The following is a 20,701-nucleotide window of genomic DNA, read 5'->3' on the forward strand; positions in this document are numbered from 1 at the left end:
GTTTCTAACTTGATTGCCGCAGAATACGTTGCGCGTTTTAATTTCGTCATTTTTTCACCCAAATTTGTATGCTTATTAGCATAACATTTCTTTCTTAATGGGTGGCCAAATTAACTATGCCACTACATAATGAGTAGTTAGCATTGAGCGGAGGGCAATAGCCCTCTTTATAACTATTTCTTTTTATTAAAATGGAGCTGCCTGTTCGTTTTAGGTCTATAAATTTCATACTCACCAATACCTATCTTCCTACCGAAGAACTCCTTAGTTTCGACTTTAGCCATATAGCAAAGTCTTTTTTTAACGTTATTTAGCTCGTTAAAATAATCACTTTTTTTCTTATCAAGCCAATGAACAGGTCTTTCACCAAAATAAACTAACCTTTCAGCCATAAGTAATTCTACATTAGAGGCTGTAGCCCATGCTTGAACAATAGATTCACGCAATGTATTTTTTACTGTTTTAATCCCTCTCTTACTTTCCCTGTACTGACCTAGAAAGCCAAAATCATCTTTATTTAAAAAAAGACAAACATGGTAGTGCTCTTTGTTTTTTTCATTTCCTTTTTCTTTTACCCAAATATACCGCAGGTATTGAGTTTTAGCATGAGCCTTAATATTAGAGTTGTGTTTTATTTTAGATTGTAAAGAAGTGAAGAAACGCTTCATAACAGTGGTCAAGCTGTTACTAGCACTTTTCATATCAGCTATGCGTAAGTCAAACCGAATTGCAGATAACCTTGGGTAGCTATCATTAGCTAACAGTAATGATTTATTAATTAATGACCAATAATCTGTGTAGATAGCTTGGTTTTTGTTGTAAGGGCTAATACCTATTTTTATGTTTTTTTTCTGTTTCATCTTCTTCTCAAATTTTGAATAGTCCATAAAAAATTTGAGTTGTGTAAAAAGATACCAGCTAGATAAATAACATTGAATTTTAATAGCTGTAATTTGTAGTAATTATAATAACTATACGAAATCAAGACTTATTGACATCGTCGAACCCACAACATAAAACAACTTCCATCCTAAAGCTCACTCGCGTATAAAAATATACATTTACATTTCACTTAGCTGCTTTCGAACTGATATTTGCACCTTAAAATTGACTAGAGCCAGCTAGAGCGGTACTTTAGCCAAATAAATATAACTAAAAACACATTAATAAAGCACTTATTAAAATTTAAATTAACTGCAAAATAAATCAAAAAAAACATTAAGAAATTACGGAGTGATAATGTTATTAGTAACAGAAAGCATTGACTGTATTCGAAAAAAAATTAGTGGTTCGCCCCGCTTAGCTTGTTTCATTTATTCGTACTTGCCCTTGTTAGATGGTGATTCAATTAAACAAAGCTTTGAGGACCATCTAAGAGCCATAAATGAATTTCATGATGATGATGTTACCGAGGCATTTAATAACTGGAATAGGCATAAACTGGAAGGTCCTGTTTGTGAGGGTTTAAAGGGCCATACTAGACTAATAAATTTCGTGCAGTCATATTTATACAACATAAAGTGTAAGAATGAATTGCCAGTTGTTCTATCTGAAGATAAGTATGCTCAAGTAAGGACATTATTAGATATAGCTTATATGAAACATACTTCACAAATTTTTGTTTTCAGTGATCACATAACCAAAGTTATAAATGACTTTGAAAAGATCAAAAACCGAACATCATGGATAAATTTTAAAGATGAGCAGAGTGTAGATTGGGTGATGGATTATATTTCAAAACACCAGTTCAAACGCAGAGGTTCACTTAATAATAGTCTAAACCCTATCGAAGATGTATTTCATGACAAACCAAGCCGTAATGTTAATACACTTGATAGAAAGAAAAATTTCATAGAGTACTTTTTCGATACTTTACCTTATCTAACAAACCCGGACTACGCAGAAAACTTTATCATCAAGATAAAACGGGCAAACTCACAAAGAAAGTACAGGAATAAGAATGCAGAAAGGACATCATCAAACTACATGCTTAAAAATGATATCAAAATTAAGCTAAAAACAATTGCAGACAAAGAGCGATTACCCCTAAATAAGACTATTGAACTGTTAATAGAGCAAGCTCACTCAAGGCTAAAGTGAGCTCCGTAAAACATTTGCACTCCACCAACTCATTATAGGTCTGCGTTGCTCAAGATAGTCAGATCGGTTATATGCTGCTCTTGTTTCATTTTCATCTGCGTGGGCTAGGCAGGCTTCGACCAAAAGGCTATCATAACCTTTCTCATGAAGCGCTGTAGAAGCAACGGAACGCAAGCCATGAGCCACCAGCTTATCTTTGTAGCCTAAGCTTCGCTTTATAGCTGCATTAACTGTGTAGGTACTTGCATGGCTCTTTTCATTACGCTCACTCGGGAATACATATTCATGGTGACCGCTGAGTGGTTTCATTTGTTCAAGTATTGCCAAAGTAGCAGGCGTTAAAGGTACTCGGTGCACTCTTCTGCGCTTCATTTCTTCAGCAGGGATCACCCATACAGCATCTTCAATATTAATATCGGCCCACTTAGTGCCTGCGGCTTCCTTTGAGCGAGTCATAGTGTGCAATTGCCACAAAATTAAAAGCTTTGTTTTGTTCTGAATGGTTTGTGAGCCATTCAGAGCGGTTAAAAAATCAGGTAGTTCTTCGGGTCTAATAGTAGCCATGTGCTCTACTGTATTTTTGGTAAATACTTTTATAATTTTTGCTAGTGGATTGGCATTGATAAAACCATGATTTACCGAGTAATCCATGATCTGGTTTAAGCTTTGGCAAATACGCTTAATTGTGGAGTGTTTTCCGTCAGTCTCAAGTGGTCTGAGAATTTCAATGGTATCAATCGCTGTAATGTTTTCTAAAGGCGTGTCTTTCAACTTGGGGAAAATATACATCTCAAGCGTTCGCCATTCCCTAGCTGCGTGATGAGGCGTCACAGTAGGCTGTTTGCGTTCAAACCAAAGCTCTGCGGCAGCATAAAATGTATTAGCTAGCTTCCTACTTGCTTCAAGCTTTTTCGCACTTTCGTATTCTTTAGGGTCAGTGCCTTTAGCTAAAAGCTGCATATAGTTTACTGCCACACTTCTGGCTTCAGCTAGAGTAACAGCAGGATAAGCACCTAAAGAAATTTTGGTAACTTTTTTATTAACTGTATATTTAAACCGCCAAGATTTAGTCCCATTCGCCCTAACGCGCAACACTAAGCAATTACCATCTGAAAAGGTTTGTTCTTTGCCTGTGGCTATAATTGATTTTATCTTGCGATCAGTTAAACGCATATTTCGCATAACCTATATATTCAGTTAATCACATGAGTATATAGTATTTTTAAAGCTGGGGGTACTGAGTGGGGTACTGAATGGTTCGGATTTAGTAATCATCATGCGGAATGTGGCGGAATGAAATAACGACAAACCACTGATTTTATTTATACAAAATTATTTCTGCGTATGCTGATGGAAGTTAATTCAAGCGCCCAGGGAACCACTGGATAGCCATTTTTAACTCCTAACATATAATTTGACGCTATTTTAACTGGCAATTCATTTAATTGCGCTATACTGGCGCAAATTTTTTTAGATTAGATATTATGGCTCTTAAATCTACCATTATTAAAGCGCAATTATCGTTAAGCGATATGGACCGCCACGTGTACCAAGATTTTAATTTAACGTTGGCACAGCATCCCTCTGAAACCGAGCAACGCTTGATGATTCGCTTATTAGCCTATGCGCTAAATAGTTGTGATGGCTTAGAGTTTACCAAAGGCTTAAGTGCCGACGATGAACCTGAGCTTTGGCATGTAAACTACAGTGAAGAGATAGAGCTGTGGATTGAGCTGGGCCTGCCAGATGAAAAGCGTCTTAAAAAAGCCTGCAATAAAGCTAAAAAAGTGGTGCTTTATACCTATGGCGAAAACAACCAAGCTATTTGGTGGCAAAAACATCAACCTAAATTGTACGATTTTAAAAACTTAAGTATTTTTAGCCTTGATTACTCCGCTACTCAGGCACTTGCAGATTTAGCAGACCGCAATATAAAACTTACCATTACCGTTCAAGATGGTGATGTGTGGGTCAGTTCTGATACCGCTAATATCGAAATAAAACCACAACAGTTAATGTAAATTGTAGGTAAGGGCGTATGAAAATAAACCACGTTATTGTATTACACGGCCTTTATATGTCGGGCTTTGTTATGCGCCCGCTCTGCTCTCGTCTTGAACAGTCTGGAGTTAAAGTACTGAATCTCACTTACAATACGCTCGACCCTAACTTAAGCACCATATTTAAACAAATTGATGAGTTTATTGGTGATGAGCCCTCTGCATTAGTATGTCACTCTATGGGCGGATTAATTGCCCGCGCCTACTTAGAGGCAGGCACGCCAGCGAGTCACCATGTCACTAAAGTGATTACGCTTGGCACACCCCATCAAGGCAGCCACATAGCGCAAAAGATGAAGCAAAAAGGGTTTGAAACCTTTTTAAAAAACAGCGTCGAGTTTTTACTCACTAAAAATGGTAACTGGCCGTTTAAGGCCAAGCTTTATAGTATTGCTGGCGATTTGCCTATTGGGTTAATGCCGTTAATTGTCAAAGGTAGTCAGTCCGATGGCACCGTTTTACTAGACGAAACCAAGCTTAAAGGCATGGCTGAGCATAAAGTGTTTCATTTAAGCCATACCAGTATGATTTACTCTCGCCAAGTGCTTGAGTACATTATTAAGTGCCTTAACGAAGCAGCCTAGTCTTCGCCCGCCTCTGCTATTTTATAACTGATTAAAAATATCACCCCCAAAATAAGTGGCATGGGTGCGGCAATGTAGCCAAACGTGTCGGCATTGGCAAAACTTGCGCCTGCTAAATGCGCCACCAGCCCCAATACAAATGCTATAACGGCTATACCTACCACTATTAACTCTGCTTTATTTTGTTTTACTGTTTTTGCATCCATAATCGCTCTCCAATAAATTTAAGATATTTATTTTGCTTGAGTGAATTATGCGCTACAGCCATAAGCATTTACTGATTTAGATCAATACATCAAATAGCCAATATTCAACCTTGTAGAAAACTTGTTTTAGATCATAATTTATCCATGTTTTGTCTTTATTTTATTGTTAAGGGGTAGAATTTTAATAAATTCAACCCATCTATATTGTATGAGTGATTTATTGCGCTGTACGTTATTAATAGTTAAAACCTATTGCATTGACTGGTTTAAACAATTTTACTAATTAATAGCACTGAGCGATAATGATCATCAGTTTATAAATAAACGGTTCATCAAGGAGCAAGGTATGTCACAGGTAAATGCAATTGGTTTAAACAGCGCAAAAAGCGAAGACATTGTTAAGTCACTCAATACATTATTGAGCAGCTACCAAATTCAATACATGAATGCGCGCGGTTTTCATTGGAATATTAAAGGCCGTAACTTTTTTGAATTACACATTAAATTTGAAGAGATTTACAATCTTCTGCTTGAAAAAGTAGATGAAATTGCTGAACGTATTTTAACGTTAGATGGTGCGCCACTACATGCGTTTTCTGATTACTTAGAAGTAAGTGAAATTAAAGAAGCTAAAAACATTAGCGATGGTACCGCAGCCGTAGAAAACCTATTAGCTGGCTACAGCACACTAATTAAAATGCAACGTGAAGTACTTACTCAAGCAGGCGATGCAGATGATGAAGGTACAGCGTCATTAATGGGTGATTATATTTCAGAGCAAGAAAAACTAGTATGGATGTTAAAAGCGTACTTAGACTAAGCTAAAAAATAAGCCCTCAAAAGGGGAGGGCTACAAATAGGGAGAATCGTAAATTTCTTTGCGATTCGGATACTATATTAGCGCCCCCTATTGACTAAACAACGCCACTGTTACCAGTGGCGTTGTTTTTGGTTTAAGCGGAGCATAAATAATTTTAAAGCAAACTAGCCCACCCTTGTCGCGCTTGCATTAAAAAGCCCCAGCAACGGCTGGGGCTTTTGTTAATACCAGCTCCTTAATTAAGTGAAGCTGGAAAAACGACAATTGTGCAGTATTAACTGCTTAAAATTTACTTCTAAAACCAATATAGAAGGTTTGTCCGATTGGGTCATACGTACCTGCGTCGGTTTCAGTACCTGTGCTTGAGCCACTTACACCTGAAAGTATACGCGGAGGCTCTTTATCAAATAAATTGTTAGCGCCAGCGTATAGCTCTACCGCGTCACTTATATGATAGCTTGCTTGTACATCATGGTAGGTTACTGAGCCAATACCCACGCCGCCAGCTGGAATACCAAAGCCACTTAAGAATTGATCATCAAAGTCAGCAGCCCCTATGTAGGTCATGCTCCAGTTAAAATCAAAGTCATCAAGCTTATAGCCTAAGTTCCAGTTAGCTTTGTGTTCAGATGCGCCAATTTCACCAGCAAACTCATCTTTATCCGCACCCGGTAACGGAATAGTGTAACCGTCAATCAAGTAAGTGTATGCAAGGCGAGTTCTAAATGCGCCTGGGCCAATATCGGCAGAGTAAGTTAGTGTTAAATCAACACCTTCAGTTCCTAAACCACCACTATTTGATACACCACTGTCAATAAACTCAAGTGAACCTGCGCTATTATTACCAGAAGGGCCGCTACGACGAGTTATAAAGCTACAGAAGCTATCGTCACCACCGCCATAACATTGGTCTAAAATAAATTGGCGAGGTGTAGATACAATCGCATCTGTGATTTCTATATCAAAGTAATCAAGGGTAACGTCAAGGCCCGAAATTAGCTCCTCTGGGGTAAATACCCCACCCACAGTCACAGAGTCGCCCACTTCTTCTTTTAAGTCTGGGTTACCACGGTTAAAACCACTAATACCCTGTAAATCAGACTGGTTAAGGGTAAACTCACCGTTTGATGCAATATTATTTGCAACACCCGCATCGGCACGACACGCATCACCTACAGCGCCACCGCCACTGTTTGTAACACCTATACATGGATCGTTTAAACCACTAGGGAATGTTTGCGAAGGCGGTGAAAATAACTCATCAATATTAGGCGCACGTGTAGAACGAGCACGAGTAGCACGAAGGCGTAAGCTATCCATCACTTCCCAATCAACACCTACGTTCCAGCTTTCTGTATTACCTACTGTTGAGTAGTCAGATAAACGGACTGCGGCGTTCATTGTTACCGCATCCAGCACTGGAATGTTAGCCTCAACATAGTATTCAGTTACATCAAAAGAACCTTCGGTTGCAGGAATTGCATTACCGGCATTTAAGCCCGCTTGCTGTAGGGCATCAAATTCACTGCGAGAAAACTCTTCGCGGTATTCAAAACCAGCCGCAATACCTACCATACCCGCAGGCAGCTCAAATAAATCACCTGAGACATTACCGCCAATAATTTCTTGCTCTACCGACGTAGAAAGCGTACTTGGCGCACTAACAAAATCAATTGCACCTTGCGATAGTGAATTAAATCCGTAAATGTTTACTGGCGCACAATTAAAACCACGCGCTGTTGCATCAATACAAATCGCTTCATCGGTAATGCCATCCGCATCTAAATCTTGGCTATCAATTACCGCCTCTAAACCTTGGCGAAAGCTTTGTACATTTACTAAGCCACCAGAGACTTGCGACTCTTTCGTTTTACCGTACACATAGTAGGTATCGTAAAACCAGCTGTCGTTAATCTCACCCTGAAAGCCCACAGCTAAGCGGAATGTATCTCGCTCTGCACGGGCACCACGGTTACCTACATCACTTAAACGTTTTGCAAAAAAGATATCTCTAGCACCATCACCGTCGGTGTCTGTTGCTGCATTATAGATATCATCTGGCACAAAGGCATTTCTGAGCATTTCGCCATTTACGTCAAACTCAATTGGCACGCGGCCATTGGCATAAATGTCATCTGAGGCAAACGGAAAAGGCTCTAACTCTGAAATAGTGGTACTAGATGCGTACGTCCCTTCAAAAAAGAAGCTGTGTTTATCTGTTAGCTCGTAACTACCATTTGAGGCAAATAAGTAGCGCTCTGTTGGTATAGCAATGGTACGTACGCCACTTCGGTTAAAGCCGTTGGCATCTATACCGTCACCGCCATTGGTGCTAAACGAGTCTTGTAAGTTGTTGTTTGGATCGTAAGTAAAGCGTGTATCGCCTGCATCAAAACGCCCTTGTGGCGGAAATGATGAGAAAAACGGATTAACGGCTTCAAAAATAGAGCCCGGATTTGCCGCCGGATCATCTTCAAAATAAATACCTGAAAATTGGTCTACTGCAGAGCGCTCACGGTCGCGCGAAAACACAGCACCTTGGTCTGAGTAGCCTAAGTGGAACATGGCTTGACCTTTGCCATCACCCGTAGTTAAACCCGAGGTAAAAGAAAACTGGCGCGATTCATCATCGCCTTCGCTTGATTCGCCGTATTGGCCTTCAAACTCTACGCCTTCAAAGTCATCTTTTAATACAAAGTTAACTACACCTGCAACCGCATCAGAGCCATATACTGATGATGCGCCACCGGTCATAATTTCCACGCGCTCAATAAATTGACTAGGAATGGTATTTAAATCAACTGCCGAGCTACCAGGTACACCCGATACATAACGGCGCCCATTCACAAGTACTAAAGTACGGTTTGAACCTAAGTTACGCAAATCAACAGTAGCTACACCCGCGCTTGCAGTTGAAAAGTTAGAGTTAGTACGGCTAATAGCTGGAGAACCAAATGCTGGGTTTTCTAGCAGTAGGTTTTGAATGTTTAAAGAACCCGATGCATCAATTGCCTCGCCACTTACAACCTGTATAGGTGCAGATGACATCGCCTCGGCTGAACGAATACGAGAACCCGTTACTTGCACGCGTTCTATTTTTTCTAGTTCGTCTTCTTCTGCGGCTATACCTTGAAAAGAAAAGCCAGCAAGCACTGTCGCACTAAGTGCTAAAGACAATGAAGATTTTTTAAATGTACGACTATCTAAGTTATTTATTTTTTTCATACTATAATGTCCCTGAAATGTTATTTTTGTAACTGGTTGGTTACAAACATTTCAACATTAAGTGGAATAATTTTAAGACACTATGCGCATTATTTAATAGGCATTTAGTCAGGTACAAACAGCAGGATATATGGGATGAAGGTACTTATCCCAGATTGTTATAAATTAGATTAAATTTTTTTTAACATTTTTTATTAAATACACGGTCTTTATAACTACACACTCTAGAGATGGATTTTTTTATGATTACTTACTTTCATGCACTAATTAGAGTTAGCACGAGCAAATTTGCAACATTCTTAACTCAGCAGGTGCAAGCTCACCGTCACTTTGATTCGCAAACGCAACTGCCCGAGCAGCGTTTAGATCAAATAGATACCTCTCGTTTTAATGTGCTTTTTTACGAATTATCTAATTTAAATGATCCTACTCAAATAGTGCACCTAACTGAATTGGCTAAAACAATGAAAGTGGTGGTGATTGCTAGGTCGGCTGAATTTGCTAATTTTGCGTTTGAAGTCGGCGCAGTCGATTTTTTAACCGTCGATGCAACCGCTTCAAGGCTTGAAAAATGCTTCGATAAGCTTATTCATTTATGCCCATTAGCCACACAAGCCGAGCGCTTGTTTAAAGCCGCATCTGAAAACGAGCAACCCATTGCTGCACATATTGTTGTTAAAGATGTAGGAAAGGTACGTTTAATAGATATTAACGATATTGTATGGATAAACGGTGCGGGTAATTATGTAGAGCTACACTTTAATGGTAACAGCGCCCCCGTTTTACACCGTGAAACCATGAAAAACATTGAGCAACAGCTAGGGCCTGAAGGTTTTATACGTATTCACCGCTCCACGCTAGTTAGAAAACATGCCATAAAAGAGCTTATGCCAACAGACAGCGGCGACTATAAAGTGAAGCTTAAAAACAATATCTCGTTAAATTTATCAAGAAGGTACAAAAACTGCCTAGAGAGCATTATAAGCCCCGTAGCATAGGGGCTTGTAATTCTATTTACCAGTAGGTTTTAATGTATTCATCGTCTGGGTGTTGTTGTAGGTAACTTTCTGAGTCTTTATAAAAGTTAACTTCAATATCGCTGTTGTTCCAGACCTTCTCGAACATATTTTTAGCAATAATGTTTGCATATAAGTAATCTACGCGTTCGTAGCCACGCTCTTTTACGCTGGCAAAGTACGCCTCTAACGAGTCCATGCTATCTACAGTTATTAACTCAAATTCTTCTAAATTAACCACAACACACTTTACCGCGCCTTTGGGGTGCATACTTAGTTCGTTCACCACGCCATTCGTTAGTAAAGTAATTCCTTCATTATTAAAACTACCCATTAGCTTTAAATACATGGTGGGTGGCTGAGAGCAAATATAAAACTCTCCATGTGCTCCAAACATAAATAACCTTTTATATATCAGTGCTTCATTAAAGCTTAATACATTTTGCGTATTTTGCAGTTAATTTATAAGCGCAATAAAAAAGGCCATTTCGAGGGCTTTTTCTTCAAGGCTTTTAAAACGCCCAGATGCGCCGCCATGCCCTGCATCCATGTCGGTTTTGAATACCAGTATATTGTTATCGGTTTTGAGTTCTCGCATTTTTGCTACCCACTTCATAGGCTCCCAATACTGTACTTGAGAGTCGTGCAGGCCTGTGGTGACTAAAATATGCGGGTAATCTTGGGCGCTAATATTATCGTACGGTGAGTACGCGGCTATTACATCATAAAAGTGTTCATCGTTTGGGTTGCCCCATTCATCATACTCGTTAGTGGTAAGTGGAATACTTTCATCTAGCATGGTGGTTAACACATCTAAAAATGGCACATGACACCCTACACCTAAGTAAAGCTCTGGCGCTTGGTTTAATACAGCGCCCATTAACAAACCACCTGCACTGCCACCAGAGGCAAATACTTTGTTTTTATCACCGTAGCCTTGCTCTACAAGAGCCTTTGTAATATCAATAAAGTCGCTAAAGCTATTTTGTTTATGCTCTTTTTTACCTTGCTCGTACCAATGGCGTCCTAGCATTTCGGAGCCTCTAACATGTGCAATCGCATACACAAAACCGCGATCTAGCAAACTCAATGAGGTACTCGAAAAGCTCGGATCTATCGTGTAACCATATGCACCATAGCCATATTGAAACAGTGGGTTAGTGCCATCTTTGGTAAAGGTGTCTTTTCTATAAACTAATGAAACAGGTACTTGCACGCCATCGCGTGCTGTCACGAATAAGCGCTCAGAGGCATAAAGTGCACTATCAAACCCGCCCAGTACTTGCTGCTGTTTTAACAATGTTTTTTTGCCCGTGGCTAAATCAACATCGTACAACGTTCCAGGCGTGGTTAGACTTGAATAATAAATACGTACCGAACGCGCCTGTGGCTCGGGGTTCATCGCCACAGCGGCATAGTAACATGGGTCGCTAAATTCAAGCGCCATGCGCTCTTGAGCTTGGTTAATAACAACAAAGCGAGCTTGACCTTGCTCGCGCTCAGTTAATACTAAAAAGTCGTCAAATATCTCTACGCCTTCAAGCAATACATGCTCACGGTGCGCGGTGTGCTCTTGCCACTGCGTTTTATCTGCAATCGTTTCGCTTGTTGCCGTCATCAGTCTGAAATTTTTAGCTTGCCAGTTGGTTACTATGTAATATGTATCGCCGTGTTTATCTATATCAAACTCATGCCCTTCTTCGCGCGGTAGTAATGCGTTAAATTCTCCTTGCGGGTTATTGGCATCAAGCACCCAGGTATCGTTTGTTTCGGTGGTGGCCAAATCTATAATAATAAGGCTCTCGTCACGGCTTTTACCCAAACCCATAAAAAAGCTTTTATCGTGCTCTTCGTACACCATAACATCTTGGCTTTGCGCTGTGCCTAGTTCATGCCTAAACACCTGAAAACCCAGTAACGTTTGTAAGTCTTTTTTAACGTAAAATACGGTTTTATTGTCGTTAGCCCAAACAATTTGCCCTTCAGTGTTTTCTAAAACATCGCTGAGCATTTCACCTGTTTGCAGGTTTTTAAAATGTACGCTGTAAATTCTGCGCCCTTCGGTATCTTCGCTGTATGCCATTAATTGCTCACAGGGGCTTAGCGCGACTTCACCTAGTTCGTAAAATTCATGGTTTTGAGCTAAAGCATTTACATCAAGTAGTAACTGCTTGTTATCGGTGTTAATACTTGTGCTTCTGTAATGACGCGAATACTCATCGTCACCACGTACCTCTGAGTGATACCAGTACTTACCATCTTTAACCGGCACCGTGTTGTCATCTTTTACGATACGCCCTTTTAGTTCTTCAAAAATACTGTTTTGAAGTGGTTTTATTGCGGCTAGTTGCTCATCGCAGTATGTATTTTCGGCTGCTAAATGGGCGAGTATTTCTGGGTTTTCGCGCTCATCATCGCGCATCCAGTAGTAGTTATCGGTGCGCGTTTTATTGTGCATAGTTAATTGATGAGGTTGCTTTTTAGCAACAGGAAAACGAGCTAATGATTGAGAAGAAAATTCACTTAAAGACACAGCAAAACCGTATAAAAAATAACAATGCAGGCAGTTTATCATAAAAATAAAAAAGCCCACTCATAGAGAGTGGGCTTGAGGTATAAGTCCAAATTTTAAAATTACTGCAATCTTATTCTTGTCATTACACCCATGGGAAGATGGTTTTTATTTTAAAAGCGTTAAGAGACCTTAGTCCAGGCCATTGCCCAGCTTTTTCCGATACCAGGCTCAAAGCTTGGATCTTTATTAGTTCTGCAAAATTGGCTAAATGGCCATGCCTTACATTGGTATATATAACCGGTTTTAGGCTGCAGTACGCGAGTCCCCGCGTTGTATTGTTCACCCCCATTAGGGTATACAAAATCATATGCTTGGTTGGCGCACTTAGCGGGGGTATCGCACTTTGCAATGCAATGAAAATCAACCTTTGCCTTGTTAATACCACTACTTTCTAGGGCAAATATTTCGTTATCTCTATAGCCAACAACCAACCCTTGCTTGGTCATTCTACCTGCACTTACCAGTGGCACATGCACGTTTATATACTCAGCAACTAAGCGTGGCCAAGCATGAGGCTCACCTTGTTCTAAAGAGGTAATTTTATAATCAAACGATAAATCAACAAGCACTCCTTGCATGTCTGAAAAGGTTACACTAACCACATCCCCAATGAATAATTGAGTATGATGGTTTAAACAACCTATAGTTGACCATTTTCCACAGGCCAACGACGTATGCATAAACACAGTAACACCTTAAGAGTCACAAAATTTTATCCATATCATATGGATACACAAAAACGACACTGAGGGCAAGCAATACCGTATAAAAATTATGCAGCAGCCCCGCTATCGTAGTTTACACCTTAGACCGGAAACTTTGCGTCTTAGCCTTTCGACTAATTTGCCAACAGAAAAAAGTGATTATAAAACGTGCGCAAAGCTTATTCAAACAAAAGAATGTAACCGAGATTTTTATATAACCCTAAATAACTAAAAAGCCAACTTGTTAAAGTTGGCTTTTAATAGTTTAAGAGGTTTGGTTTATAGGGGCTTTTCGCCTAAATACTTTTCGAAAAGCCATTTTAAACACGCCGCCAATATCGCCTAAAATAATGTACAAGCACGGCACCAATATAAGGGTGATTAGTGTTGCAAACATTACCGCAAAGCCTAGCGCTACTGCCATAGGGATTACAAACTTAGCTTGTAAGCTGGTTTCAAACATTATGGGCAAAACCCCTGCAAAGGTTGTAATAGAGGTTAATAATATTGCCCTAAAGCGTGCACAACCGGCTTCTATTACCGCGTTTTTAACGCTTACACCCTCTCGGCGTACTTGGTTTACGTAGTCGGTCATTACCAGCGAGTCGTTTATTACTACGCCGGCCGCGGCTATTAAACCAAAGCCCGACATTAAGCTAATGTCTAAATCAAACCAAAAGTGCCCCCAAATAGCCCCCGTTAAACTAAACGGAATAACCGACATAACAATAAGCGGCTGGGCATAACTTTTAAGTGGTACAGCAAGCAATATATAAACTAAAATCATGCCGCCTACAAAAAACAGCAGCTGCTCATTAGCTTGCGCTTGTTGCTCTTCTATTGCGCCACCTAGCTCTGATTTAACACTTGGGTATTCTTCTTTAAGTTGCGGCAGTAAGTTTTCTTTTACTTGCGAAACCACTTCGCCTGGCTCTATAACTTCTTCATCAATACTGCCGTACACATAAACAGTACGATAACCGCCCTCACGGCGAATATAGCTAATACCCGGCGTTTCGGTTAATTCAACCACATCGCCTAAAAGTACTTCACGCCCTTGCGGTGTAGTAACTACAGTGTGTTTTAGCGATGAAAACGCTTCGCGAGTCAGTTTAGGGTAACGTACCATTACTCTTACTTCTTCGCCGTTACGTATTACACGCTGCGCTTCGCCACCATAAAAACTAGCGCCTACTTGGTTTGCAATGTTAGCAAGGTCGAGCCCTAAATCGTAAGCTACAGGTTTTAAGCTCATTTGCACTTCTTTGCTAGCAGGGTCAATGGTCGAGCTTATATCAAACAAGCCTTTTTGTTGCTGCAATAGCTGAATAAAACGACGGCCTGCCGCATTAAGCGTTTCTATATCAGAGCCAAACAGTAAATAACCAAATTCGCCTTCGCCGGTGCCGCCACCGCCGCCAACATCATCTTCAATAGTGAGTGATTTAATACCGGCAATGGTTGGCATAGCTTCTCGCCAGCGGCGCGAAAGTTCAAACGCGTTATAAGGGCGTAAATCTTCATCAACCAACGGCGCAAGTAACTGAGACTCCGTTCTGCCTTGGTTAAATACCAGTACATCACGAATTATTTTTTGGCCAAATTCACGCTCTGTTTCTTCATCAACTCTTAACACCATGGCTTCTACTTCACGAATAGCTGCAATAGTTTGTAAATCAGACACATTGTCATTCATTTCTATTTGAATTTGCGGAAAATCATGCGGCACTTTAGGAGTGGGTACAGTGCGTACTTTATTTGATGTGATCAGCGCAATGCTTATAAAAAACATAGCAATAAAGCCAAACAATACTGTCCAACGCCAATCTACACAACGCGATATAAAACGCTTATAAGGGCCATTTACAAAACCAAAAAAGCGGGTATTAAACCTATCGCGCCAGCCCCCTTTTTTAATAGGTGAAAAGTGCGTGTGGGCAATGTGCGCCGGTAAAATAAGTTTTGATTCAACTAAGCTAAATACTAAACACAGCATAACTACTACAGCAATACCGTAAAAGAAGGCGCTTTCTGGCCCGCTTGAAAGTGTAAACGGGGCAAACACTGCAATGGTTGTTAGTACACCAAATGTAGCAGGGGTTGCTACACGGTTAGCACCACGGACGACGTTTTCAACTCCGCCTCCGCTTTTTTCAACCTCAGTATAGGCGGCCTCACCTATTACGATGGCGTCATCTACCACAATCCCGAGCACCATAATAAAAGCAAACAACGAAATAATATTAATGCTTATACCAAATAAAGGCATTAGCATCATGGCGCCTAAAAAGCACACTGGTAAGCCAATCATTACCCAAAGCGCTAATTTAAAGCGCAAGAATAACGAAAGCATAATAGCGACTAATATTGCTCCTTGAAACAAGTTAGCTTTCATCATATCAAGGCGCGCATTTAGGTAGTACGTCATGTCCATTAATGGCTCTAACCTAACGCCCGGTGGCAGCTGGGTATTTTTTTGTTCAATAAATGCTTTAACCGAATCGGCAACGGGGATCATGTTTTGATCTTGCGTTGCCTTTACCGACATATACACTGCGTTTTCGCCATTAAATTTAAAGTAGCGCTCGCCTTCGGTAAATTGGTCTTTAATAACAGCAATGTCTTGAAGCAATACTTTAGCGCCGTATTCGCCTATTTTTACCGGAATTTGCCTAAACTCATCGCCGGAGTAATACTGGTTTTCAACCCGAACAGAAATAATCCCTGCATCTGTTGTTAGTTGCCCCGCCGAAAAATTAGCAGAGTAATTACGCACAGCGGTCATTACATCGCTTAGGGTTAAGTTGTATTGGCGCAAAGTGTCTGGTTCGATTTCAATGGCAATTTCATCAAGCGGCACATCGTTTTCTACCAACGACACGTTTGATAGCTGTAATAGCTCATCTTCAATTTGATTGGCAATTGGTTTGAGTTCTGTCAGCGGCAAATCAGCAACTAAGGTCATCCCTATAACATCTTGTCTAAACTCAATCTGACTTATGGTGACCGGTTCCATACCTGCAGGAAAGGTTGCAATACCATCAACGCGCAGCTTTACCTTATCAAGTACATCGGTAAGCTCTGCATCGGTGTTAATTTCAAGGCTTGCTCTACCGCCATTTCTAAAGGCGCGGTACACGCCCTTTTTAATTTCGGTCACATCCTTTAGTGATTCTTCAATTTTTATAAGAATGCTTTCTTCAATTTCTTGTGGTGAGGCACCGGGGTAATTTGCCTCAACATTAATGTAGTTAATTTCTACATTAGGAAACATTTGGCGCTGAATGGTTAAGTAACTAATAATCCCCATGATGATGATAAAAACCATCATTAGGTTGGCTGCAACAGAGTTTTTAGCAAAATAAGCTATTAGCCCTGTTTGTTTTTTTTCAATTGATTCGCTCATTAATTTACACCTTACAACTGTTGCGCATCAGCGCTACTTTCGGTGTTTGTATTAGCGTTACTTGGCTCGCCCATGCCAGCCACTTTAACCTGCATGCCTTTTTGTGGGTACTCAGGTAACGTGGTAACCAACTTATCATCGGCGTTAAGTCCGCTACTAATATAAAAGTACTCGCCTTCTTCTCTCACTACGGTTACTTTGCGCGGTTCAAGCTCTTGGTTTTCGTTAACTATCCACACCGTTTGGTTATTAACTAATGATTGCGGCAAACGGTAAATATTATTAAGCATGGCACCTGCAAAATTAACCTGCACGTAGCTGCCAAATTTAATAGCCGGTTGCTGTGTTTTTAAGGCGTAAGGGTCTTCAATACGTACCACTAAGCTGCTCATGCGCGTCGCGTTATCTACAATACCTAAGTCGCGGTCAATCACGCCTTCACGTGTAAAACTGTTTAAACCTTTTTGAATAATAGTGGCCTTAATGCCCTTAATTCGCTCCGGTAAAAATACGCTATCAAAACCAGCAATAGGAATAATAACCTCTGCTGTTTCTATATTATTTAAATCGGCCACTTGTGCGCCCATAGCCACAAACTGGCCTACCCCCACATTGCGGCTTATAACAAGCGCATCGTAAGGTGCTTTTATATCGCAGTTTTCTAAATCGCGTTGCGCTCTTTTTAATGCGGCTTGCGCCGATTTAACCGCGGCTTGGGCGCTTAGCACCTGCGGTTTACGTAAAAACAAGTCAGTACGTGCCTTACTCGGAAAACGCTTTGCTTCGTCTTCGGCTACTTTTGCCTGCGCTTGCTCTTCAATTAAGGCCGCTTTTGCGCGCGCTAAATCGGCTTCGGCTACCAATACGGCTGCTTCGTAGTTGTCTTTTTCAATGCTAATAAGTGTATCGCCACGAGAAACCACGCCACCCGCTACAAAGTTAGGGTGCCAGCTAATTACTTCGCCCGACACCTGCGCCGCCAACTGCGTATTTTCTAATGGTTTTATTTCGCCATAGCTGTTTATTATTACTTGATGATTATTAGCTTCTACAGGCTCAACTTGCACGGTGGGGCGTGTATCTACTGCTGTTTTACTTTGATCTTCTTGTGCAATAGCGTTTATTCCCATAAAGCCCACTACACCAATGGCTAATGCTACAAATGGGAACACCCATCTCAGTGAATTTGATTGCATATCCTAATTACCTCATATTTCTACTAACACTATAATAACAGAGCGCAATAAAACATTAACCTGACATTTGTAAGCAACTGTTACAAATCAAATTGGGAACTAAATATAGCTGTGTACCCGTTAACAAACACCTGCTATTCATCGCATTTATTATATTTTGTTACAAACTTTTACTATTTAAAATCAACAAATTACAGGTTTAAGCTATTATTTCATCGAGAAGGTGTGCGAACAAATTTTAATTTACGTACAGTCACACTAAATAAATAACAGCGAAAAAGATTATTACAATGAAATTAACAACCCTTGCGCTAACACTTAGTGTAGCGCTTAGCGGCCACGCATTGGCTAGCGATAAAAAAGAAGACAAAAAACCACAAACCCTAAGCGAAATGGTCGAAGGGCAAACCGAATTTTCAGGTATTTTTAATTTATACCAAGACCCAAAAACCGGTGAGCACTTAATGGTGATCACCGAATCGCAGCTTAATACTCCTTTTGTATACTTTGCTCATACAGTCGACGGTGTCACTGATGCTGGGCATTATCGCGGTGCCTATAGAGAAACCAAGCTTATTGAATTTAGAAAATACTTTGACCGCATAGATATAGTTAGCAAAACCCCTCGCTATAAATTTGATCAAAACAGTGCCATTGCCAAAGCAAGCAATGCCAATATTAGCGAAGCCGTTTTAGCCAGCATTAAAATAGAAAAAGAAGAGCAAGGAAAAGTAGCCTTTAAGGTCAACAAGCTATTTTTAAGTGAGGCGCTACACAAGGTATCGCCAACGCCAAACCCAGCCGATAAAAAAGCTAAAAAACGCTTTAAAGTGGGTAAATTAAACAGCAAAAAGTCGCGTATTGTTAAGCAGCGTCCTTACCCAAATAACTTAGATGTGGTTGTAGATTACGTATTTAGTAATGCCAGCCCCACCGTGCGTGGTACAAGCGCAGTAAGCGACCCGCGCAATGTCTCTGTAAAGGTGCAGCACTCTTTTGTTGCATTACCAAAAAACGACTATAAACCACGTAAAGATGACGCGCGCATAGGCTATTTCACCAATCAATTTGATCTAATGACCTCGACCGATTGGGCACCGTATGAAGATGTTATTAAACGCTGGGACCTACAAAAGAAAAACCCTAGTGCTGAGCTTTCTGAGCCAGTAAAGCCAATTACCTGGTGGATAGAAAATACCACCCCAGTAGAGTGGCGCGACACAATACGCGATGCCGTACTTACCTGGAATAGCGCTTTTGAAAAAGCCGGTTTTAAAAACGCACTAGAAGTTAAAGTACAACCCGATGACGCAACCTGGGATGCTGGTGATATTAACTACAACGTATTACGTTGGACATCATCACCTAAACCGCCATTTGGTGGCTACGGGCCGGCTCTTGCCAACCCGCTAACAGGTGAAATACTTGGCTCAGACATTATGCTTGAGTTTGTGTTTATGAAAAACCGCTGGATTTACGACACGCTTTACACACAAGGCACAATGAGCCACGGCGAAAACCTGCACACAAGTGGCGATTTAAATTGCTCACTAGGCCATGAAATTCAACAAAACCTATTACTTGCTAAAGGCTTAGCAACAGGTGCCTCGATTGATGACAATGAAATGATTCGCCAAGGTTTAACTCAGTTAATTCTTCATGAAGTAGGCCATACACTAGGCTTAAACCACAATATGAAATCGTCTATTTTGTGGGATGAAAAAGAGGTTCATGATAAAACCAAAACCCAAGGCATAGTTACAGGCTCAGTGATGGATTATGCGCCGGCCAACATAGCACCCATTGGTGTGCAGCAAGGCGATATTTTTCAAACCAAGCCAGGCCCTTATGACGACTGGGCTATAAACTATGGCTACAGCACAGCCCTTGAAGATGAAGCCGCAGAGCGCGCACGCCTAAATACTATATTAGCGCGCTCTAGCGAGCATACGCTTGCCTTTGGTAACGATGCCGACGACATGCGTGCACCAGGTCGCCATATAGACCCACGGGTAATGATAGGCGACCTTTCATCAAACCCTGCAGCCTATGGCGCCGACCGTATGGCGCTAATTAATAAGTTATTTACTGAGCTAAAAGATAAAGCCACAGTAAAGGGTGAGTCTTACCAACAGCTGGTTACCTCAGCTAATAGTTTATTTGGCCAATACCGCTCGCAAGCGGGCATTGTTTCTCGCCAAATAGGTGGTGTATATGTTGAACGTGCCGTTGTGGGCGACCAGCATGCTGATAAACCCTTTACCCCAGTACCGCTTGAGCGCCAAACACAAGCAATGAACATACTTGCTAAATATGTATTTGCGCCAGATGTACTCATTAGCATTCAACCACTGTATAACTATTTACAGCAACAACGTCGCGGCTTTAGCCATTATGGTAAAAATGAAGACCCTAAAGCGCACAAAATGATTTTAGGCATGCAAAAAACAGTACTTGCGCAATTGCTGCACCCTGCTGTTATGCTGCGTATTTCAGACACCGCGCTGTACGGTAACGAATATAGCCTAACGCAATTTATGGACGACCTAACTGCCAGTATTTTTGTTGATAGCAAAGAGAGCACGTCTGTTAGCCGCAATTTACAAATAGAGTATGTAAATCAGCTTATTGCTATTGCAGGCCTAGGCAAAGCCAGTAAACACGACAATTTGGCAAAAACTGCCGCGCTCTATCAGTTAACACAAATAGCTGATACAAGCGTAGGGTGGGGAGCCGATACAGCAACTAAAGCGCATAAAAAGTATATTGATCACTTAATAGCTAAAGCATTAGAAGCTTGATTAATTAA

General features: G+C 40.7%; 15 protein-coding genes and 1 riboswitch. Of the genes, 6 read left to right on the forward strand and 9 right to left on the reverse strand.

Going from position 1 to position 20,701, the window contains the following annotated elements; all coding sequences use genetic code 11:
• Positions 1-173: 173 nt before the first annotated feature.
• Positions 174-860 carry a YagK/YfjJ domain-containing protein gene (locus PSI06_RS10875; protein WP_273603742.1) on the reverse strand — a complete coding sequence of 229 codons (687 nt, stop codon included), beginning with the start codon at positions 858-860 and terminating at the stop codon, positions 174-176.
• 379 nt (positions 861-1,239) lie between these two features.
• Here PSI06_RS10875 and PSI06_RS10880 point away from each other — a divergent pair, with 379 nt between their 5' ends.
• Complete coding sequence (locus tag PSI06_RS10880) at positions 1,240-2,100, forward strand: hypothetical protein (protein ID WP_273603743.1); 861 nt, start codon at positions 1,240-1,242, stop codon at positions 2,098-2,100.
• On the opposite strand, the gene PSI06_RS10885 is transcribed toward PSI06_RS10880, so the two are convergent.
• Positions 2,092-3,273 (reverse strand): tyrosine-type recombinase/integrase, encoded by a 1,182-nt coding sequence (locus PSI06_RS10885; RefSeq protein WP_273603744.1) that lies wholly within the window; start codon positions 3,271-3,273, stop codon positions 2,092-2,094. The two genes, PSI06_RS10880 and PSI06_RS10885, sit on opposite strands and share 9 nt — an antisense overlap.
• A gap of 311 nt (positions 3,274-3,584) precedes the next feature.
• Between PSI06_RS10885 and PSI06_RS10890 the strand changes: the two genes are divergently transcribed.
• Positions 3,585-4,121 (forward strand): YaeQ family protein, encoded by a 537-nt coding sequence (locus PSI06_RS10890; protein ID WP_273603745.1) that lies wholly within the window; start codon positions 3,585-3,587, stop codon positions 4,119-4,121.
• Between the two features lie 17 nt (positions 4,122-4,138).
• Positions 4,139-4,744: a PGAP1-like alpha/beta domain-containing protein gene (locus PSI06_RS10895; RefSeq protein ID WP_004585990.1), complete on the forward strand. Its 606-nt coding sequence runs from the start codon at positions 4,139-4,141 to the stop codon at positions 4,742-4,744.
• On the opposite strand, the gene PSI06_RS10900 is transcribed toward PSI06_RS10895, so the two are convergent.
• Positions 4,741-4,950, reverse strand: a complete 210-nt coding sequence (locus PSI06_RS10900) for a hypothetical protein (RefSeq protein WP_024033977.1) — start codon at positions 4,948-4,950, stop codon at positions 4,741-4,743. The two genes, PSI06_RS10895 and PSI06_RS10900, sit on opposite strands and share 4 nt — an antisense overlap.
• Positions 4,951-5,296: 346 nt before the next feature.
• On the opposite strand from PSI06_RS10900, the gene PSI06_RS10905 reads away from it, so the two are divergent.
• Positions 5,297-5,770, forward strand: a complete 474-nt coding sequence (locus tag PSI06_RS10905) for a Dps family protein (protein WP_004585992.1) — start codon at positions 5,297-5,299, stop codon at positions 5,768-5,770.
• A gap of 282 nt (positions 5,771-6,052) precedes the next feature.
• Here the strand turns inward: PSI06_RS10905 and PSI06_RS10910 are convergent, their stop codons facing one another.
• Positions 6,053-8,995 (reverse strand): TonB-dependent receptor domain-containing protein, encoded by a 2,943-nt coding sequence (locus PSI06_RS10910; RefSeq protein WP_273605019.1) that lies wholly within the window; start codon positions 8,993-8,995, stop codon positions 6,053-6,055.
• 242 nt (positions 8,996-9,237) lie between these two features.
• Between PSI06_RS10910 and PSI06_RS10915 the strand changes: the two genes are divergently transcribed.
• Positions 9,238-9,993, forward strand: coding sequence for a LytR/AlgR family response regulator transcription factor (locus tag PSI06_RS10915; protein ID WP_126008613.1), 756 nt, complete (start codon positions 9,238-9,240; stop codon positions 9,991-9,993).
• A 16-nt stretch (positions 9,994-10,009) separates the two neighbouring features.
• On the opposite strand, the gene PSI06_RS10920 is transcribed toward PSI06_RS10915, so the two are convergent.
• The 5 genes from PSI06_RS10920 to PSI06_RS10940 form a co-directional block, all read right to left on the reverse strand.
• Positions 10,010-10,408, reverse strand: coding sequence for a hypothetical protein (locus PSI06_RS10920; protein WP_126008615.1), 399 nt, complete (start codon positions 10,406-10,408; stop codon positions 10,010-10,012).
• Between the two features lie 60 nt (positions 10,409-10,468).
• Positions 10,469-12,586 carry a S9 family peptidase gene (locus PSI06_RS10925; RefSeq protein WP_407073072.1) on the reverse strand — a complete coding sequence of 706 codons (2,118 nt, stop codon included), beginning with the start codon at positions 12,584-12,586 and terminating at the stop codon, positions 10,469-10,471.
• Between the two features lie 119 nt (positions 12,587-12,705).
• Complete coding sequence (locus PSI06_RS10930) at positions 12,706-13,266, reverse strand: chitin-binding protein (RefSeq protein ID WP_248443760.1); 561 nt, start codon at positions 13,264-13,266, stop codon at positions 12,706-12,708.
• A gap of 95 nt (positions 13,267-13,361) precedes the next feature.
• A riboswitch (cyclic di-GMP riboswitch) is annotated at positions 13,362-13,444 on the reverse strand.
• A gap of 111 nt (positions 13,445-13,555) precedes the next feature.
• Positions 13,556-16,696: an efflux RND transporter permease subunit gene (locus PSI06_RS10935; RefSeq protein WP_004585998.1), complete on the reverse strand. Its 3,141-nt coding sequence runs from the start codon at positions 16,694-16,696 to the stop codon at positions 13,556-13,558.
• Positions 16,697-16,707: 11 nt separating this feature from the next.
• A complete protein-coding gene (locus PSI06_RS10940; RefSeq protein ID WP_004585999.1) occupies positions 16,708-17,892 on the reverse strand; it encodes an efflux RND transporter periplasmic adaptor subunit in 1,185 nt (394 codons plus the stop codon).
• A 290-nt stretch (positions 17,893-18,182) separates the two neighbouring features.
• Between PSI06_RS10940 and PSI06_RS10945 the strand changes: the two genes are divergently transcribed.
• Positions 18,183-20,693 carry a zinc-dependent metalloprotease gene (locus PSI06_RS10945; protein ID WP_004586000.1) on the forward strand — a complete coding sequence of 837 codons (2,511 nt, stop codon included), beginning with the start codon at positions 18,183-18,185 and terminating at the stop codon, positions 20,691-20,693.
• The last annotated feature ends 8 nt before the right edge of the window (positions 20,694-20,701 follow it).

It is taken from the genome of Pseudoalteromonas sp. GABNS16E (genome assembly GCF_028598715.1).
Taxonomy (GTDB): Bacteria; Pseudomonadota; Gammaproteobacteria; order Enterobacterales; family Alteromonadaceae; genus Pseudoalteromonas; species Pseudoalteromonas atlantica.

What these genes read in the sequence shown, in the direction of transcription:
- PSI06_RS10910 (WP_273605019.1), bottom strand. Translation starts at nt 8,995, where the DNA reads ATGAAAAAAATAAATAACTTAGATAGTCGTACATTTAAAAAATCTTCA.
- PSI06_RS10915 (WP_126008613.1), top strand. Translation starts at nt 9,238, where the DNA reads ATGATTACTTACTTTCATGCACTAATTAGAGTTAGCACGAGCAAATTT.
- PSI06_RS10925 (WP_407073072.1), bottom strand. Translation starts at nt 12,586, where the DNA reads ATGATAAACTGCCTGCATTGTTATTTTTTATACGGTTTTGCTGTGTCT.
- PSI06_RS10940 (WP_004585999.1), bottom strand. Translation starts at nt 17,892, where the DNA reads ATGCAATCAAATTCACTGAGATGGGTGTTCCCATTTGTAGCATTAGCC.
- PSI06_RS10880 (WP_273603743.1), top strand. Translation starts at nt 1,240, where the DNA reads ATGTTATTAGTAACAGAAAGCATTGACTGTATTCGAAAAAAAATTAGT.
- PSI06_RS10945 (WP_004586000.1), top strand. Translation starts at nt 18,183, where the DNA reads ATGAAATTAACAACCCTTGCGCTAACACTTAGTGTAGCGCTTAGCGGC.
- PSI06_RS10900 (WP_024033977.1), bottom strand. Translation starts at nt 4,950, where the DNA reads ATGGATGCAAAAACAGTAAAACAAAATAAAGCAGAGTTAATAGTGGTA.
- PSI06_RS10875 (WP_273603742.1), bottom strand. Translation starts at nt 860, where the DNA reads ATGAAACAGAAAAAAAACATAAAAATAGGTATTAGCCCTTACAACAAA.
- PSI06_RS10890 (WP_273603745.1), top strand. Translation starts at nt 3,585, where the DNA reads ATGGCTCTTAAATCTACCATTATTAAAGCGCAATTATCGTTAAGCGAT.
- PSI06_RS10930 (WP_248443760.1), bottom strand. Translation starts at nt 13,266, where the DNA reads ATGCATACGTCGTTGGCCTGTGGAAAATGGTCAACTATAGGTTGTTTA.
- PSI06_RS10895 (WP_004585990.1), top strand. Translation starts at nt 4,139, where the DNA reads ATGAAAATAAACCACGTTATTGTATTACACGGCCTTTATATGTCGGGC.
- PSI06_RS10885 (WP_273603744.1), bottom strand. Translation starts at nt 3,273, where the DNA reads ATGCGTTTAACTGATCGCAAGATAAAATCAATTATAGCCACAGGCAAA.
- PSI06_RS10935 (WP_004585998.1), bottom strand. Translation starts at nt 16,696, where the DNA reads ATGAGCGAATCAATTGAAAAAAAACAAACAGGGCTAATAGCTTATTTT.
- PSI06_RS10905 (WP_004585992.1), top strand. Translation starts at nt 5,297, where the DNA reads ATGTCACAGGTAAATGCAATTGGTTTAAACAGCGCAAAAAGCGAAGAC.
- PSI06_RS10920 (WP_126008615.1), bottom strand. Translation starts at nt 10,408, where the DNA reads ATGTTTGGAGCACATGGAGAGTTTTATATTTGCTCTCAGCCACCCACC.